This is a genomic window from Paenibacillus daejeonensis DSM 15491 (assembly GCF_000378385.1).
Taxonomy (GTDB): Bacteria; Bacillota; Bacilli; order Paenibacillales; family Paenibacillaceae; genus Paenibacillus_D; species Paenibacillus_D daejeonensis.
The window spans coordinates 78,018-94,477 of sequence record NZ_KB899673.1 but is presented as its reverse complement, the minus strand read 5'-3'; the positions used below and the strand labels follow the sequence as shown (position 1 = coordinate 94,477).

Below are 16,460 nucleotides of genomic sequence, written 5' to 3'. Positions count from 1 at the left end.
TTTTCCCCTCCCCAGATCGTAGATTTGTCCTTCCTGCTCCGGACAAGTTCAGTGGTAGACTAAAATCATTCCGGAGCCGCCAAGAGCGGCGGCAGCAACGGAGCATACAAAAGGGAGGTTCACTCAACATGATGAAAAAGTGGGCAAAAGTTAGTACGATTGCACTTATGGCTATCAGCCTCGCAGCTTGTTCCTCGGGCAATGCCAACAACAGTGGCGGCTCCAACAATTCTGCGCCAAGCAATAATGAAAGCGGTACAAACGGTGAAGCCGTCAAGCTGAATTTCTGGACGATGGACCGTCATGACATGGAGTTCATGCAAGAGAAAGTCGATGCATTCAACAGCTCCAACACCGACAATATTGAAGTAGAAATGACGGTGATGGCAGATAACTATAACCAGGCGCTGGAAGTGGCGTTCTCCAGTAACCAGGCCCCGGATATTTTTAAAGTCTACGATTTCGTCACAGGCGTGAAAAAAGGTTATATGACCCCTCTTGACGATCTGATGAGCGATGAGTTCAAAGCCCAGTTCGAAAGCGTACTCGCCGAGAACGTGAACATGCTGGACGGAAAGATCTACTCGCTACCCAACACCGGACAATACTGGAGACTGATTTATAACAAAGATCTCTTCGAACAGGCTGGCCTGACCGAAGCTCCGAAGACATTGGACGAGATGGTCGAAGCCGCCAAGAAAATTACAGAAGTCGGCAAGGCTGATGGCGCTTACGGCTTCGCGAGCAACTTCAAGAATGGTTCCGGCTTCACGCGTCCTGCTTGGGCGATCGCGACACTGAGTAAAGGTGAAGGGCTGGAAGGCTACAACATCAACAAAGGCGAGTTCGATTTCAACGTATATCGTGAAGTCGCTGAAGCTCTGCACCAAATGAAAGAAGACGGCAGCATGATGCCGGGCGTTGAGACGCTGGATATCGATCCGCTGAGAGCGCAGTTTGCCCAAGGCAAGATCGGGATGTATATCAACCACTCCAGTGAGCCAGCAGTCTATACGGACCAATTCCCGACTGACGTAAACTGGGAAGCAGCTGTAGTCCCTAGCATTGACGGCAACCCGCAAGGCGCGCTATGGGTTAATGCAGGTAACTACCTGGCCATCAGTGAGAAAACCCCGCACAAGGAAGCAGCATTCAAGTTCATGGAATACCTGTATGGCACAGAGCTTCGCGCGGAGTACCAAGAGGAAGGCTACGGCATCTCGGTACTGCCTTATGTCAATGAAGCTGCCAATGAGCCTGAGCTGAACGGAATCTCCGGATTCTTGCCAACCGAGAACGATGCGATCTATCCAGCAAGTCCGGCAGCAATTACGGAGTCCCGTCTCGAAGGCCTCAAAGCTACAGACGCTCTGATTCGCTACATCCTGACGGGTGGCGACCTGGATGCGACGATTAATGATCTGAACACCCGTTACAACCAAGCGCTGGAAGCCGTCCGTTCTGATGGCTCGACGACTATCGAGGCTGATCCTTCCTTCAATGCCAATGATCTGCGCGGCAGCCTGGTCGTAGGCCAGTAATTAGGTTAACTAAACGGCACGAATCAACAGACAGCAAAAAAACACACAGTACAAAACAGCACCCCGGCCTAGTGGCCAGGGTGCTTTTTGTACGATGTTCCTATTAAAGGTCTAGCGATGACGATGAAGACTCGCATCCTGCACCCATCAGGCTTCCTGCGCTGTAGGGAGCACCGCCTGCTCGTATTCCAGAAACGGGTCGGGGATATCGATCTGGTAAGCCTCGGCGTCGCTGACGCCAACGGACAGCAGTGCACGACCATCCTCGCTGCGGATTAACCCGCCGCTGAAGATCACATCCTCCAGATCCGGCCTTTTTTCGGGGCCGGGCGGAAAATCGGCACGTACAGCGATGATTTTCATCGGTGACTTCTCCATCGTCTCGGGGTTCAATGCGAATACTATAGAGTAATAATGCTTGTTCTGATTCTGATCAAAGCAAGCAATATGGCCCAGTACGCCTACCCAGCCGTTGCTGAGCAGATGTGCTTCATTGGCGCCGCCCCACTCCTCGGGGATGAACTGGTCATGCATAATATAAGCCGATTCTACCTTCTCGACGGTGAGTTCATCCAGCTTGTCGATAATGGTGAAGCCGATCTGTCCGCGACCGCCGATCTTGCCTTGCGGCCGGGTGAGGACGCCGATTCGTCCGTCGGCGAGGGTCACAAGACGAATGTCCTTCATCTTGTCGGGACCGCTTGCGAAATGGCAGAGTGAATCAATCGTCTTGCCGCGGTAAAATTGGGTCACCCACGATACGATCTTGTCCGGATCGTCCAGGGACGGGATCACCTCGACGCCGCCGAATACGTATTCATCTTCAATCCTGGCGATACACGGATCCTGCAGCGGGTACGTATGCGTATGCTCCCGGGGATGCCATATGTTCTGATCACGCTGGAAGAAGAACACTTGGGAGAACTCGCTGTCGCGCGCCTCCACCCGGCCGATAACGATCTCCCGACCCCCCTCGATAAATGGCGAGGTAATATTGTACACATCCCGCTTCCCGACGCCTGCGAAAATCATCTCGCGTACCGTCGTTTCACGGGGATTGTCATAGAATTCTTCCAACATTTCTTGGCAGGTCTGCGGTGTTGAGTTAAGGCTCATCATAGGACGCATTCTCCTGACTGGGTAAGAATAAGAAGGCTGGACGGGCAGCCCGCTCGCCTCCCACATACTATATACTGACGTCTATTCATAGTCAATTGTTGCCTATTGCCCTGGGGCGGGTACTACCGCAGCAAGCTGGCTCATATAATGAACGATAGCTGGCGTCCCCGAGATTCCTTCCCGCTGTGAATGATTCAATCAAGCTTCATTATTCATAGCGCAGCTTTTTTTCGGCGTGAACGGTTGAAAGAATTATAGGCGGTTTAATAATACTATAAGCAGGTTTACCCTTAGAAAATAAAGGCGGACTTTATTTTCTTTTTTTCACCGTCTATATGGATAACATTACCTTTTATTCCTGTTCGTCCGACATAGCTAGCCAAGGATCGTCCTTGCAGGACAATGCCAGCCTGCGCTTTGACTGCACCAAGTCACGGTCCTGTTTTTCCGTTCTGTCGATTGTCCCTGCAGTGCTGTCGTCGCGCCAGCTTCTTACGGAAGCGGGAGGAGATGCCGGTTACTGCTGGCATAGTAACAACTCATTCGCAGTAGGAGGGATTTACAGATGCTAGAGAAAAACGGGAAATGCAACGTAGTATTCCTTGGAACCAGCCTGCCGCGGGAATGCGGCATCGCCACGTTCACACAGGACTTAGTAGATCAGTTTGCTCAGATCCAGGATTTTAATACGCCCCGGGTCGTGGCCGTGAACAACAATGAGTCCTATGATTATAGCGACCAGGTGATTATGGAGATCGATCAGCACAAGCGAACGGACTACGTGGCTGCTGCAGACAGGCTTAACAACTCTGGCGCAGATCTGCTGGTTATCCAGCACGAATTCGGCATATATGGCGGCGAGAGTGGAGAATATCTGCTTGGCCTTACGGAATCTCTGACGATTCCGTATATTGTGGTGTTCCATACGGTGCTCACGGAGCCCTCGGCCAAGCAGCGATATATTATGAAGCAACTTGCGCAAGGCAGCATGCGGGTCATTACAATGGCACAAAACACGGTGGAGCAGCTTAAGACGATTTATGAAGTGGATCCGACGCGAATCCAGGTGGTGCATCATGGCGTACCTTATGTTGCTACAGGCACGCGGGATGAGCTTAAGGCGACTTATGGCTTCGAGGACCGCAAAGTCATTTCAACCTTCGGTTTCCTCAGTCCTGGCAAGGGGATTGAGTATGCCATTGAAGCGATGCGCGGCGTTGCCGACCATCATCCGGAAGCCCTCTACATTATATGGGGCAAGACGCATCCTGTTGTCAAACGCGAAGTGGGAGAAGTGTATCGCAACAGCTTGAAGGACTTGGTCCGGCAGTATGAGCTGGAGAATAACATACTGTTCGTCGACAAGCTGTTGACACAGGAGGAGGTTATCCAGTCCCTGGTTATGTCGGATATCTATATGACGCCTTATCTGGGCAAGGACCAGGCGGTCAGCGGAACGTTGGCCTATGCGGTCGGCTACGGACGCGTCATTATCTCCACGCCCTATCGGTATGCAACCGAGATGCTTGCTGATGGACGGGGGCTGCTGGCTGATTTCCGCAGTGCTGAGGCGTTGAAGGAGAATATTCTGGAGCTGCTGGAGCATCCACAGCGGACTGCGCAAATGGAGGCTAATACACGGGCGCTCGGCGACACCATGATGTGGAGCGAGATTGCCAAGCAATATGCTGGCCTGATTCGGGACGGCATCAAACACTTCAAGCTCGCGAACAGGAGTGTGATCTGATGGCCGTTCAGCTTGTTGACACTCTGCAAGACGATTATCTACGGCGGTTGACGGACGATACGGGAATTTTCCAGCATACCAAGTTTGGTGTGCCGGATCGTTCCAAGGGTTATACGACCGATGACAATGCGCGGGCGCTGATCGCTGCGGTACTGATCTACAAGCAGCGTCGGGACACGGTTTCGCTGGATTTGATTCATACGTACTTATCATTTGTTCATCATGCGCAGAACGAACACGGCAACTTCCGCAATTTTATGGACTATAACCGTAATTTCCTAGAGGAGGAGGGGTCGGAGGACTGCCAGGGCCGTACGGTCTGGGCCTTGGGATTTGCGTTATCCGAGCCGTCCGTACCTGCCAATCTGCGCAACACGTGCCGATACCTGATCCGCGAATCGCTCCCTCAGCTCGCCGAGCTCCGCTCGCCGCGGGCTATGGGGTATGCGACGGTAGGGCTCAGCCTGCTGCTGGAGACGCCGGGTGCGCTGGATTACGACTTCCCCTATCCGCAGGAGGAAGAGGGCGAGAGCATCCTCTCGCATGAGGCGATCTCTGCCTTGATCGAGGACTGGGCCCAGCGGCTGCGTGAGCAGTATCATCATTATCGCCAGGAGGATTGGCACTGGTTCGAGGACAGTATGACTTACGGCAATGCTATGCTGCCGTGGGCCATGCTGAAGGCGGCGGCGCTGACCGGCCGCACCGATCTGCAGGCGACTGGGCGGGAGAGTCTGTCCTTCCTGACGGAGCATACCTTTGCCTCCGAAGGGTACTTCCGCCCGATTGGCAGCAGCGGCTGGTTCAAGCGAGGCGGCGAGAAGGCGCTCTATGACGAGCAGCCGATCGAAGCCTGCGAGACCATGCTTGCGCTCCTGGAGGCCTATCACCTGACTGGGGAGAAGAGCTATAAGAGGCAAGCCGCCGCATGCTACGAATGGTATCTCGGACGGAATTCGCTCGGCGTCTCGCTCATTGATGTGCAGACCGGAGCCTGCTATGACGGGATACACCCGAGCGGACTCAATCTCAATCAAGGATCGGAGAGTATCATCTCTTACTCGATCGCAAGGTCGGTGATGCAGAGTGAATAAGTTCGCTACGATTCTCGCGGGCGGCGGGGGGACGCGATTCTGGCCATTGTCCCGCCAATCCATGCCCAAGCAGCTGCTTAATATTAGCGGCAACGACATTATGCTTAATGACACCATCGAACGGTTTGGGGACGTCATTCCGCCGGGTCAGACGGTCATTGTGACCAATCAGGCCCAGGCCCCCAAGCTCGAAGAGATGATGCATGATAGTGTGAAGAAGGAGCATATTCTGTGCGAGCCCGTCGCCCGCAATACGGCGGCAAGCATTCTCTACGCGGCCATGCACATCCATCACCACGCGGGTGATTCCGTCATGGTTGTTCTGCCCTCAGACCACTATATTACGGACTTGGAGCCGTTTCGCCGGACCCTGGAGCAGGCCTGTGAGGTCGCAGCAGAGTCCGAGAAAATCGTGACGATCGGTATCAAGCCGACATTCCCGTCCACAGGGTACGGCTATATTGCCTACGACCCGCAGGCGGGTAATGGCAGCCGTTCCCACGAGGTCTCGGAGTTTGTGGAGAAGCCCAATTACCAGAAGGCGCAGCAATATGTACAGGCAGGCTCCTATCTGTGGAATAGCGGGATCTTCGTCTGGACGACCTCTGTCATCATTGAGAATTTCCGCCGGTATCTGCCCCGGCTCTACAAGATGATGAAGCCGGTGCAGGACAGTCTGGGCACTGATCAAGCCAATGAGGTACTGGAGACAGTGTATCCGCAACTGCAGAATATCTCGATTGACTATGGGATTCTGGAGCGCTCCGATGAGGTGCTGGTCGTCCCGGCTGAGTTCGGGTGGAATGACATCGGTACCTGGGATGCCCTGGGCGCCATCTTCCCGCCGGACGAACAAGGCAACATCGTCAAGTGCAATCACGTCGGCATTGATACGCGCAATTCCATCATCTACAGCAATTGCCGGCTGATTACCACCATCGGAATTGATGGCCTCATCATCGCCGACACGGACGATGCGCTGATGATCTGTCCCAAGGACGATGCCCAGGCCGTCAAGGACATGGTCGAGCTGCTGAAGGAGAAGGGGATGACGGAGTATATTTAAATAGTGATGGGACTCGGTAGGAGAGATAATATAAGAGAGCCGCTCTGCGCATCCGGGTAGCCGGGTGGTGCAGGGCGGCTTTTAGATTGCGGAATCGAAGATGGGAGCGCCCCAGGGGCAAAAGGTTACTTGAATTGCCCGGGAGTGGGCGAATGGGTGGAATAAGGGGAAAAAGGTTACTTGGATGGTGAGACGCTGCAGACCTCACGGTAGCTAGTTGGGCCCCCCACCCAGCTAATGAATTGGCCGGTCGAGGGAGGCGCCAAGCTTGATAAGTGTCCAACAGCATGAGCTAGCCCTAGCTGCGCTGTCCGGGTGCTGGACGAGAAGCCCAGATGACCCACCAGATGAGCAGGGGCTGGAACAACAGCCGGATCCAGAGTGCCGTCTGGCTGGTCTCTGTCTGGCCAGGAGCCGGGATGCCATAGAAGGCAGCGTAAATATTGGCCGGGAAAATCAACACCAAATAGATGGCTGTCCAATTGCCCGCGCGGCGGCGTGTGGCAGGGATTAACAGGAGGATTGCCAAGATTAGCTCTAGGATCCCTGTCGCATAGACCAATTCCAGCCGCAGCGGAACGAAGTCCGGCAGCATGGCAGCGAAGCCCTCAGCCTCGCGAAAATGGTAGAGGCAAGCAGCCACGAAAAGTCCTGCGAACAAGATCAGGCCGATCGCCCGCGGGACGGTTGTTTGCAATAAACGCATCCTTCATACCTCCTTACCCTAAGGGGTCTTGTATGTACTCTAGGTTAAGTTTACCCATTCTGTCAGCTGCCAACGCAAGGAAGGAGCGCCCTGCATACAGGGCGCTCCTTCTATGAGTAAAGCAGAACACGTGACCAGCTTCTTTGGAAGTTATCTCTCTCACACCATGATTACCACCACGCCCGCGCAGCCTATCTGAAGTCAATAAGTGCCGCGACATGTTCAGATGTTCTCGGCACTCCTGAGCCGCGAGAAATAAGCTAGCTGGCTATACGTCCCCCAGATCGCCGCCGTCGGGTCCATCCGCGATATCTGCAACTCCGAAGACAAGGGCAGCTGCTGCTGCGGCAAGCACGACGCCTTTGGCGCCGGAGCGGAGCTTGGCACGGTCGTCCTCTTGAATGCCTTCGACGACTTGTTTGCCACTGGAATAGGCATATTTGGCGGAATTGACGACCCCGTTGGCCGTATCCCGCGCGGCATGCCCCATGTCATCCATGCCGATCTGCTGCCGTCCTTTGTCGCCGGAGATCGTGCCTGCCGCAGCATCATAGGCTCCGCTGGCGAATTCGCCTGCCGTCGTGCCCACTTTCACGGATGCCCGCTCTACGCTGTCTCCAATTTCCTTGACAAAACCACTGCCCGCGAGTTCCCCGACGACACGCACACTGCCGCCCACGACACGGCCAGTCACTTGGCCGGTCAGTTGACCGAGATTTTTCAAGAATGTCATACGCTCCACTCTCCCTGAGACGTTATTGATTGTCTCTTCATTATAATCGCTCCGCAGGATGTGCACAACGCGACTCGAGTCGGGGATCTGGCACGTTCAGTTGCAGTTCGTTAGTCGATGTCACGCACCGCTCCCATGAACAGAATGGATGAGGTTCGTGCGTCATGGATGGCGAAGAAGAATGGTCGGTTGACCTCCATGTCTATAGTTAGACTTGAGCCGGACTCCTCTCGCATTTCTACACTTGTGGATGCGGTGGCAACCGTCCCATACTCACCAACCTCGATGGTCGACTTGTGCTTGGCCTCGTGAAGATAGATTCGATTATGCTCGAGTTCCGTCATCTGACTGAAGTTAGCCCGATCTGGGTCAAATGCCTCCTCCATACCGAGGCGCTTCAGCGGATCGTTCAGTCGAATCTCGTCCTCTATGGCAAAGCGAGGCATCCGAAAATCCCCCATCGCTTCAGTAAAGCCGCCGAGGTAGCTATTCCACCGCTCCGGTGTCAGCTGCTCTAGCCAAGCGTCCAAGCCAAGCGTTTCCTCAGGCAGGAAGACAAGCATACTGTGAGAGCGATCCTGATAAGGCAGTCTGACGACTTGCACCTCGTCGTCTTGCAGATAATCGTATTTGTCATTTTTGTGCATCATGTCTACTTCGTTCATTGAGCCGTCCGCATTGGTGAAGGGGCGTGGTGTCGTAAGCTCTTCATTGAATTTGTAGGTCCAATTCGCTTTGAAGTAGACGGCGTTCAGGAGAAATAAAATCGTGTCCTCGTCAATCGGCCCTTCAACCATGTCCTCTATTTTGCCGTCTGTGTGCTCGCTTACCCAATGATTGATTCGATCCGTAGCGCCTGGATCTTGCAGATCTAGGGTAGCTATTTCGGCATTGAACGCTTGGCGATTGGCATCCATAAAAGTGGGCTTGAACGGGTAGCCTTCATCGGCCCACAAGGAGTTGGCAATCAGCACCTGCGTATCCTCGCCGCTGTATCGGAGCAGATCGAGCATCACCTCGTGTCCCCGATTACGTGCTTCATCTTCCATGGTTTGCATATGCAGCGTGTCTAGCATCGCCTCCCGGGTATCACCATCGGCACCATTGGCTGTCATCGCGAGTGCTGTGGCAATACTGACGGGAGAGAGCAGCAGATTCTCATCTGAACGTTCTTGGTCTATATCTTGGAACAGATCCAGTGCAAAAGCCGTGTGCGCTGCAGCAATCTCCGGATCGACATCGTCAGTGTCAAAGGATGCGTTGTCTGGAGAAGTGGAAGAAGCTGGCGGCTCTGTATGCGTTGCTGACGACGGCGATGGTGATGGTGATGGTGATGGTGATGGCTCGTTGTTGCCAGGTTCAACTGCGTTTTGCGCGCAACCGGTCAACAAAAGCAATAGTGAAAGACTGATGAAGGCGTAGTGGCGTAGAGGCTTGGTCGTCATGTTCATTTCATCACTCCTGTATTCCAGGCTGTTGAAAAAGAAAAGCCTACAGTCGCGGATCGATCTTCCAATCGCTGTTGTCCCCAGATTTCTTTGATTTTTACCCTTTTAGGGGTGAAATCCGGGGACAAAGGCGAACGCTTCGCTTCTCCAGATTCGATTCCGTGCCTCTAAGGCCATTCTTCAACAGGCTAAGTATTGGTAGTCATTCTTTACTCTAGAATGTTGTGGACCGAACCCATGAAGAGGATAGCCGAGGTCCGCTCATCCTCAATGGCGAAGAAAAACGGCCGATTCACGATCATTTCGAATGGATCCTTGGGCGGAGCGCTGCCAGCTTCCATGCCGATAACTGTGGCTGCTGCTGCTTCGGTTCCTTTTTCATCCACCTCGATAAAGGTCTTGTGGGTCGCTTCACCGATAAAGACATTGTCCTCCAGTTCAATCATGGGGGTGAAGTCGGCCCGCTCCACATGGAAGGCATCGGATATGCCCATGGCTTGCAGCGTATCTTTCAGCGTCATGTTAAACTCTAATTTGAATTTCGGCAGACGAATATGGCCTTGTTGAGCCTCCATCGCTTCCAGCATGCCCTGCCACGTGCCAGGATTCATTTGCTCTATCAGTGCCTCCAGCGATTGCTCCTCATCGGGCATCAGAATCACCATGCCAAGGCCGCTTTGCTTGTAGGGCAGGCGGATCGCTTGAAAGCCGTCTTGCTGAACATAGGGGTAATAGCCATGGTTATTCATCATCGGTACCTGCTCAGCTTGCCCTGATGCATTGGTGAACGTGTCCGGAGAGGTAGCCTCTGCTTTGAACTCACTCTGCCAGGCTCCTTTAAAGTAGACGGTGTTCAGCAGATAGAGGATCAGATCGCCGCTGATGGGAGGCTCAATCATTTTATCGATCTTGCCTGCTGTCTGCTCGCGTACCCATGCGTTGATTCGATCAGCGGCGTCGTCCTGGGTGAAATCCAGCGCCTCGATGGCGGCATTGTAAGACGTCTGGTTGGTCTCGATGAAATTTGTCTTAAATTGCAGTGGCTCCCGTCCCCATAGGGAATTGGCGAGGGAAACCTTCACATGCTCGCCACTGTGTGACAACAGGTCGGCCAGTACCGCATAGCCTTGGTTGCGAGCTTCCGCATCCCGCCCAGCACTATGCAGCGCTTCCTCCATTTGCGTCAGCGTCACTCCGGCCGCGCCATTCATCGTCATGGACAAGGCGGTGGCGATACTCACAGGTGAGATCGTGTCATTGTCCGGAGGGCTTGGCTTGTGGGTTTGCATGGTTTGGTACAACTCAAAGGCAAAGGCCAACTGGTCCTCAGCGAAGTCTGGATCAAGGTCGCTAGGCTGGTAGGTTGCCTGCTCTACGGACGAATCCATCTTGTCCACGGCATATTCCTTACTGTTTCCACTGCCTGTCCCGCAGCCGCTGAGCAGCAGGCAAGTACATAATCCTCCGGTGATCCACATATTTAATCGCTTGTTTGGATGGTTCATCTCTCTATCAGCCCCCTTCAACTTAAACTTATAGACGTCAGGAAGTCGCAGCAAGTTGCAGCAGGATATGGAAGGGGATTAGTCGAATAAAGGATGATCCAGTGACATCTGGAAACAAACTAGACAGGTAGGGGTACATCATGAAAAAGATTATTTTGCTTGGCCTGGTCTGTATGCTGATCTTCAGTGCAAGCGCAGCAGCACATTCTGGCAGAACGGACTCACGGGGCGGGCATAACTGCTCGGAGAAATCCAAAGCGAAGGGGTTATGCACAGGCTATCATTATCACAATGGCGGCTCCGGCGGCAGCTCCAGTAGTGGTTCGAAAAGTAGTGGTTCATCAGGCGGGAGCAGTTCTAGCGGATCGTCTTCAAGCTCCAAGAGCAGCTCATCACAACAGACCAAACCGGCATCCACGATTCAAACGTCCAGCATGATCATCTATATCAATGACAAGCGATTCCATCCCGAGCCGAAGCCGATCATCTCAGCCGGTACGAACCTGCTGCCGATTCGCAGCATCGGAGAGGCCTTGGGCGCCCAGGTGAACTGGGATAAAGCCACCTCCAGCATCACCGTAACCAAGAAGAACAAAACCGTCAAGCTGAAGCTCAATAGTAAAAAGGCGACGGTAAACGGACAAGAGGTAACGATGAGCACTTCTCCTGTCCTCTACAAGGATGCCGTCTTTGCCCCGATTCGTGTCGTGGCAGAGGGTGTGGGAGCAACTGTGAATTACGATAGCAAGGCTGATACTCTATACATCTACTATTAGTAGGTAAGGTTCTAACTTGGTAAGGCACAAGGATAACCCGGCTGCAGCGGCGCAGCCGGGTTTTTCCTTTAATTGATCTGATTCACGGTACCCATGAACAGGATGGCACCGGTGCGCTCGTCCGTGATGGCATAGAAGAACGGCCGGTTGAACTCGATGTCAAAGGTTTCGCTCGGAGCCGAGGTGATCCCAGCTTCGACACTGGTCGCAGCGGCAGCGATTGTGCCCGTCTCGTTCACTTCAATCGTTGCTTTGTGCTTCACTTCTTCGATGAAGATATTTTCCTGAATGTTGGCCATACCACTGAAATCGGCCTGGGCTTCATCGAATGCAAGGTTAATCCCCAGCGCCTGCAGCGGCTCATTCAGTCCAAGTTCATCTTCGATGACGAATTTGGGCAATCTCAGTTCGCCCATTGCTGGCTCGAAAGCTTCCAGCCAGGACTGCCAGACAGTTGGCTCCAGTTGTTCCATCAGTCCTGCTAATCCAACGGATTCATCTGGCAAAAAGACGTGCATGCTCAGCTTATGATCCTTGTAAGGTAGCCGGATCGCTTCAAACCCGTCCCCAGCAGCATAATCCAACTGGCTCGACAGATGCATCATATCTACGTCCGTGCTTTGGCCGGTAGCATCTGTAAACGGACGCTGGGTCGTATTCTCTTCATTAAATGGGCTAGCCCAATTGGCATTCAGGTATACCGCATTAAGCAGGAACATTGCCGTATCCGGATCGATGGGTGGCTCTATGATGGACTCGATTATGTCCCCTGTATGCTCACGGACCCAGGCATTGATCGTGTCCGGCGTCTCAGGAGCGCCCATGTCTACATTGTTAATGTCTGCACCGAACGCTTCACGGGCAGAGGTCAGGAACGACTCCTCGAACGTGATAGCTTCATTACCCCAGAGCGAGTTGGCAATCAGCACCTGGGCTTCCTCGCCGCTATGAGTCAACAAATCCAGCAGCACTTGATGTCCCCGATCACGAGCTTCATCCGATAGACCTTCCAGGTGGAGCGTCCTGAGCATCTCGGCTTGGGTCTCGCCTTGTGCTCCGCCAACGGTCATGGCAAGCGCAGTGGCGATGCTGACGGGCGAGAGCAGCCGATTGGCCTCGGGTTCAGAGCCATAGGTTTCACGAAACAAGTCAAAAGCAAAGGCCAACTGGGCCTGAGTAATTTGAGGATCGGCATCCTCAGGTGTGAAAGTCGCCTGTTCGATGGCAAATGACTCGCCGGGCTCCTCTGTCGAAGCAGGGGGTGTCTCGTTCCCGGGTGTAGTGCCAGGGTCATTGGCAGGGTCGTCAACGGCGCGTCCGCAACCCTGCAGGAGCAAGGTGAGCAGGAGCACGCTCAGAACAACTGTACGAAAGGTTGTGCTTGATCGATGCATCATGAATCATCCCTCCTAAAAGTTTTCCGAAGGAAAACTCACTTCGGAAGCATAGGCCAAAAATTCTCCGAAGGAAAACAACTTCGGAAGCGTAGGCTCTGTCCCTTTAGACGGGATGGGCTCCGGGAAGGTTGCACCTACCAACAATAGCACTGGGTAAGAGAGCTCATCTAACCATAATTTTTCAAACCCTATTTTACTTATGCGAGACAATGTGAGATGCTGGTAGTAGCATAAAGCCTTGCGTCGATTGTGGAGGTAGGGTTGTGGCACATATTGGAGGGATGGAACCTGAGTAAAGCAAAGGGCGGAACGGGCAGAGGGACAGGGAAAAAGGGCTGGAACCGCTGGCAAGCCAGTGCAAACCGAGCCAAAAATGCGCCCAAGCCTTATAAAAGCAAAGGTACAAAAAACAAGGCAAACGCTGAAGGCGGCAGTTCGCCTAAAAAGGACTAGCTGCCTCTGGCGCATGTGACTATAAAAGGAACAGGACGGGATAACATTGGAACACACTGAGCTTGAGCAAGAAAAGGAGATCACACAGGAGGACCTGATTGCCGCTGCAAACCGGACGTCCAGCTGGCGGGAGCGTCTGAACGCGGTACAAGAGCTGGGCAAGTGGGACAATCCGCGGACCATTACGGTCTTAACGCACAAATTGAACGGTGACTTGGTCTACCGCGTACAGGAAGCGGCCTACCAGACGCTGCGGGAGCTTGGACAGGACGTGCAGCGGCCTGCCAAGAAGAAGGGCGAACTATTCAAGGGCGTCGGCAAAATTTTGCTCCGAATCAAGAAAAGTCTGCCCAGTGACCATTCCTTCGAGGAATTCAAGGAAAAGCTGAAGCGTACCCGGCTCGATGTGTATGATGCGTACGAGGGTGATAAAGGCGATGACTTCGACAAGTGGCTTGAAGACACCTGGTCGTCTCTGGCGGGGAAGAAAGCGTAGCGGGACAAGCTTTTTGGAAAAAGTAAGTGCAGCAGTGAAGCCGGCAGATTCTGCCGGCTTTTTGTTTCATCTGGAGAATGAGGCCAGGCTAAATCGAAGTTTTCTAAGAGCCTTATTCTGTCTCAATCTTGTAGGTCTTTACAAGCTTTGCACCATCAAAAATATGCATTCTTTCACATGTAGGACATCTCCAAACATCAAAAAGGGTTTCAGGCAAATTTATATATCCATACTCATCAGGCTTTAAAGTTGTTATTTCTTCATACTGAAAGTCTGAGAAAACATGAAGTTCGATTTCATTTGGACACTGGGTATTAGACAATATTTTACCGCACTTACATTGGAATCGTGCCAATTCAAATCCCCCTTCTACAGCAGACAGCGGAGATTAAGGTCATATAAGTAAACCCGGTATGCCTCTATTTGATCCCTATGCGCATTCGATAGCTGAGCATGATTGGCTTGGTCGCTGTGCCAAAATACTCGTGAACACGCGAGGAGAAGGCGGCCAGTCGCTCATCCAGCTCGTTGGAGCCGAGTTTGAATACGGTTTGCAGCCCACCCTGGCTGAGGAGAAGCCCGATCAGACGGTCCGCGTGGAATGGCTCCATGTGGTGAAATACAATTTCCTTGGTGAAACGAAACAGTCCGCTGTTCTCAATAGAGGCAAGGTGACCAGACTTATCCCATTTATTGACGAGACGCTCTGGCGTATCCAATCTGCCGATAATCTCGTCGGCAGCCGCATGGAGCTCATCATACGCAGCTTCGATCTGCCACTCCACAGTCGGCGGCCAGTCACAGTCATAGGCAGCGAAGACGCCGCCTGGGCGCAATACTCTTGCGAACTCCCGAAGCGTGCTGACCGGCTCCATCCAGTGAAACGATTGTGAGCAGGTGATGACATCAGCCGAGTTGGCGTCTAGTGGCAGCTCATGCGAATAGCCTGTCGTAAAGGTGAATTGATTTTGCAGCTGATGCTCTGCCACCCGTTGTTCAGCGATGCTGCGCATGTCGTCATTCGGCTCGATCCCAATAATCCGTCCCGCTCGATCCTGCCACAGAAACGAAGAGAGTCCCGTGCCGCAACCAACATCGGCCACCAATGCGAGAGGGTCTCCCAGATAACCGGTGATGATATCGGCAACAATAGGCGGGGCTGCAGGGCGATGGGTGTCATAGGTATCCTGAAAACCTGAGAAACGGTCGACGTTGTTTTGAACATGGCCTTCTCTACTCATGGGCAAGCTCCTTCACTCAAAAGGTAGTTCGCTGATAACCGAACTTTTTGAACTCTATTATAACTAGTAACGCCGGATCGTCTGTTTGACCTTGCCGACGATTCGGACCTTCTCCAGTTCATTGCCTCTAAAAATACGCGGCGGATAAGCGGGGTTGGAGGATTGCAGCATGATGCCGTCGTCCAGCTTGTAGACCCGCTTGATTGTTCCTTCCTCACCATCCACGAGCACCACTGCAATATCTCCATATTCAACCTCTGGCGTCTCGCGGACGAGCGCCAAATCATTGGGCAGGATGCCATCTCCAGTCATAGAATCACCCTTGACCCGCAAATAGAAATATCCTCCGCCCCGCACATCTTGGGCGTCCGTCCACTCATCACCCTCATAGTCTTCATACGCTGTTCCGTTAGGGCCGGCTGTAACCGTGCCGATGATTGGAATTTTGATGGGCTGCCCGACGGGATAGGTCTCCAGGGCGTGTTCGCCGGGCGTGAGGACCTCCATTAAATCCATGCTTGAACGGGAAGTGGAGGCTTTGAGGCGCTCGAATAGTACCTTGGGTGTACCGGCTAGGTCATCGAGCTCCTCGAGTAGCTTGCGAATGATCCCTGCATCGTGGCGACCATCCGCCAGGTATTGCTTCAACATTGTCTTATCCTCCAAGGCGCCATCCGGCGGCAGGAAAGCCAGTTGATCGGCAGATTGCTCAAGTAAGGCGTGCAGTTCATCAGCCACAAACGGAAAAATACTTTTGTCACGGCTAATTTTGTCCAATGTGAAATCAATTAGCATGCGTTGTTTGACCTGGTTCTCGTACATTTCTTTATGTCCTGGATCCAGCTTCTCCAGATTGGCCTCCGCGATCAGCAAGGCTGCATCTCCATCTACAACCTCTGCCAATGTTCGAGTAATCTCAGGCGATGGCGCGGGACGCTTGCCCAGGCGCAGCTTGCTAATATAAGTTGGATGTACGGTGATCTGGCGGTCTGCACACTCCTGCGAGATCTGCTCCAGCGTCTTTCCGGACTGCTTGATGTAGTCACTCAACAGCCGCGCATAAGACATCTTCATTCCTCCTTCCTCCATACAAAGGGCTCGATTTTAAACGTTACTATTATTGTAATCTTATTTAGAC

Annotated in this window: 16 protein-coding genes; 7 read left to right on the top strand and 9 right to left on the bottom strand. The window is 53.1% G+C overall.

Features of this window, described 5'->3' with window-relative positions; all coding sequences use genetic code 11:
* Positions 1-128 precede the first annotated feature (128 nt).
* Positions 129-1,541 (top strand): ABC transporter substrate-binding protein, encoded by a 1,413-nt coding sequence (locus F556_RS0127775; protein WP_020620281.1) that lies wholly within the window; start codon positions 129-131, stop codon positions 1,539-1,541.
* Positions 1,542-1,688: 147 nt separating this feature from the next.
* Here the strand turns inward: F556_RS0127775 and F556_RS0127770 are convergent, their stop codons facing one another.
* Entirely contained in the window at positions 1,689-2,660 is a 972-nt protein-coding gene (locus tag F556_RS0127770) for a DUF1861 family protein (RefSeq protein WP_020620280.1), read from the bottom strand.
* Between the two features lie 565 nt (positions 2,661-3,225).
* Here F556_RS0127770 and F556_RS0127765 point away from each other — a divergent pair.
* From F556_RS0127765 to F556_RS0127755, 3 genes are read left to right on the top strand one after another with little or no spacing between them, the layout of a single operon-like run.
* A complete protein-coding gene (locus F556_RS0127765; RefSeq protein ID WP_020620279.1) occupies positions 3,226-4,407 on the top strand; it encodes a glycosyltransferase family 4 protein in 1,182 nt (393 codons plus the stop codon).
* Positions 4,407-5,501 (top strand): AGE family epimerase/isomerase, encoded by a 1,095-nt coding sequence (locus F556_RS0127760; protein ID WP_020620278.1) that lies wholly within the window; start codon positions 4,407-4,409, stop codon positions 5,499-5,501. The genes F556_RS0127765 and F556_RS0127760 overlap by 1 nt, the downstream gene beginning before the upstream one ends.
* Complete coding sequence (locus F556_RS0127755; protein WP_026297535.1) at positions 5,494-6,567, top strand: mannose-1-phosphate guanylyltransferase; 1,074 nt, start codon at positions 5,494-5,496, stop codon at positions 6,565-6,567. Before F556_RS0127760 ends, F556_RS0127755 begins: the two co-directional genes overlap by 8 nt.
* 298 nt (positions 6,568-6,865) lie before the next feature.
* Here the strand turns inward: F556_RS0127755 and F556_RS0127750 are convergent, their stop codons facing one another.
* The 4 genes from F556_RS0127750 to F556_RS35430 all read right to left on the bottom strand — a co-directional run bounded on the left by F556_RS0127750 (position 6,866) and on the right by F556_RS35430 (position 10,959).
* Positions 6,866-7,273 (bottom strand): DoxX family protein, encoded by a 408-nt coding sequence (locus tag F556_RS0127750; protein WP_020620276.1) that lies wholly within the window; start codon positions 7,271-7,273, stop codon positions 6,866-6,868.
* A gap of 268 nt (positions 7,274-7,541) precedes the next feature.
* Positions 7,542-8,006, bottom strand: coding sequence for a hypothetical protein (locus F556_RS0127745; RefSeq protein ID WP_020620275.1), 465 nt, complete (start codon positions 8,004-8,006; stop codon positions 7,542-7,544).
* 110 nt (positions 8,007-8,116) lie between these two features.
* The gene (locus F556_RS35435) at positions 8,117-9,457 is read right to left on the bottom strand and encodes a serpin family protein (protein ID WP_020620274.1); all 1,341 of its coding nucleotides are present in this window, start codon (positions 9,455-9,457) and stop codon (positions 8,117-8,119) included.
* Between the two features lie 206 nt (positions 9,458-9,663).
* On the bottom strand, positions 9,664-10,959 hold the full coding sequence (locus tag F556_RS35430; protein ID WP_020620273.1) for a serpin family protein: 1,296 nt from the start codon (positions 10,957-10,959) through the stop codon (positions 9,664-9,666).
* A 140-nt stretch (positions 10,960-11,099) separates the two neighbouring features.
* Between F556_RS35430 and F556_RS35425 the strand changes: the two genes are divergently transcribed.
* A complete protein-coding gene (locus tag F556_RS35425; RefSeq protein ID WP_020620272.1) occupies positions 11,100-11,735 on the top strand; it encodes a copper amine oxidase N-terminal domain-containing protein in 636 nt (211 codons plus the stop codon).
* 68 nt (positions 11,736-11,803) lie between these two features.
* Here F556_RS35425 and F556_RS35420 read toward each other — a convergent pair whose 3' ends face one another.
* Complete coding sequence (locus tag F556_RS35420) at positions 11,804-13,132, bottom strand: serpin family protein (protein ID WP_020620271.1); 1,329 nt, start codon at positions 13,130-13,132, stop codon at positions 11,804-11,806.
* Positions 13,133-13,393: 261 nt separating this feature from the next.
* On the opposite strand from F556_RS35420, the gene F556_RS0127720 reads away from it, so the two are divergent.
* Both F556_RS0127720 and F556_RS0127715 read left to right on the top strand, forming a co-directional pair.
* Entirely contained in the window at positions 13,394-13,585 is a 192-nt protein-coding gene (locus F556_RS0127720; RefSeq protein ID WP_020620270.1) for a DUF3934 family protein, read from the top strand.
* A 46-nt stretch (positions 13,586-13,631) separates the two neighbouring features.
* A complete protein-coding gene (locus F556_RS0127715; protein ID WP_020620269.1) occupies positions 13,632-14,081 on the top strand; it encodes a HEAT repeat domain-containing protein in 450 nt (149 codons plus the stop codon).
* A 112-nt stretch (positions 14,082-14,193) separates the two neighbouring features.
* Here F556_RS0127715 and F556_RS37395 read toward each other — a convergent pair whose 3' ends face one another.
* The 3 genes from F556_RS37395 to F556_RS36695 all read right to left on the bottom strand — a co-directional run bounded on the left by F556_RS37395 (position 14,194) and on the right by F556_RS36695 (position 16,396).
* On the bottom strand, positions 14,194-14,436 hold the full coding sequence (locus F556_RS37395) for a hypothetical protein (protein ID WP_083938152.1): 243 nt from the start codon (positions 14,434-14,436) through the stop codon (positions 14,194-14,196).
* A gap of 64 nt (positions 14,437-14,500) precedes the next feature.
* Positions 14,501-15,322 (bottom strand): class I SAM-dependent methyltransferase, encoded by an 822-nt coding sequence (locus tag F556_RS0127710; RefSeq protein WP_020620268.1) that lies wholly within the window; start codon positions 15,320-15,322, stop codon positions 14,501-14,503.
* 63 nt (positions 15,323-15,385) lie between these two features.
* Positions 15,386-16,396: a LexA family protein gene (locus F556_RS36695; RefSeq protein ID WP_169447651.1), complete on the bottom strand. Its 1,011-nt coding sequence runs from the start codon at positions 16,394-16,396 to the stop codon at positions 15,386-15,388.
* Positions 16,397-16,460: the final 64 nt, after the last annotated feature.

Excerpts from the sequence above, each read along its gene's own strand:
- F556_RS0127745 (WP_020620275.1), bottom strand. The coding sequence starts at position 8,006 with ATGACATTCTTGAAAAATCTCGGTCAACTGACCGGCCAAGTGACTGGC.
- F556_RS0127710 (WP_020620268.1), bottom strand. The coding sequence starts at position 15,322 with ATGAGTAGAGAAGGCCATGTTCAAAACAACGTCGACCGTTTCTCAGGT.
- F556_RS0127770 (WP_020620280.1), bottom strand. The coding sequence starts at position 2,660 with ATGATGAGCCTTAACTCAACACCGCAGACCTGCCAAGAAATGTTGGAA.
- F556_RS35425 (WP_020620272.1), top strand. The coding sequence starts at position 11,100 with ATGAAAAAGATTATTTTGCTTGGCCTGGTCTGTATGCTGATCTTCAGT.
- F556_RS0127765 (WP_020620279.1), top strand. The coding sequence starts at position 3,226 with ATGCTAGAGAAAAACGGGAAATGCAACGTAGTATTCCTTGGAACCAGC.
- F556_RS36695 (WP_169447651.1), bottom strand. The coding sequence starts at position 16,396 with ATGAAGATGTCTTATGCGCGGCTGTTGAGTGACTACATCAAGCAGTCC.
- F556_RS35420 (WP_020620271.1), bottom strand. The coding sequence starts at position 13,132 with ATGATGCATCGATCAAGCACAACCTTTCGTACAGTTGTTCTGAGCGTG.
- F556_RS35430 (WP_020620273.1), bottom strand. The coding sequence starts at position 10,959 with ATGAACCATCCAAACAAGCGATTAAATATGTGGATCACCGGAGGATTA.
- F556_RS0127775 (WP_020620281.1), top strand. The coding sequence starts at position 129 with ATGATGAAAAAGTGGGCAAAAGTTAGTACGATTGCACTTATGGCTATC.
- F556_RS35435 (WP_020620274.1), bottom strand. The coding sequence starts at position 9,457 with ATGAACATGACGACCAAGCCTCTACGCCACTACGCCTTCATCAGTCTT.
- F556_RS0127750 (WP_020620276.1), bottom strand. The coding sequence starts at position 7,273 with ATGCGTTTATTGCAAACAACCGTCCCGCGGGCGATCGGCCTGATCTTG.
- F556_RS0127760 (WP_020620278.1), top strand. The coding sequence starts at position 4,407 with ATGGCCGTTCAGCTTGTTGACACTCTGCAAGACGATTATCTACGGCGG.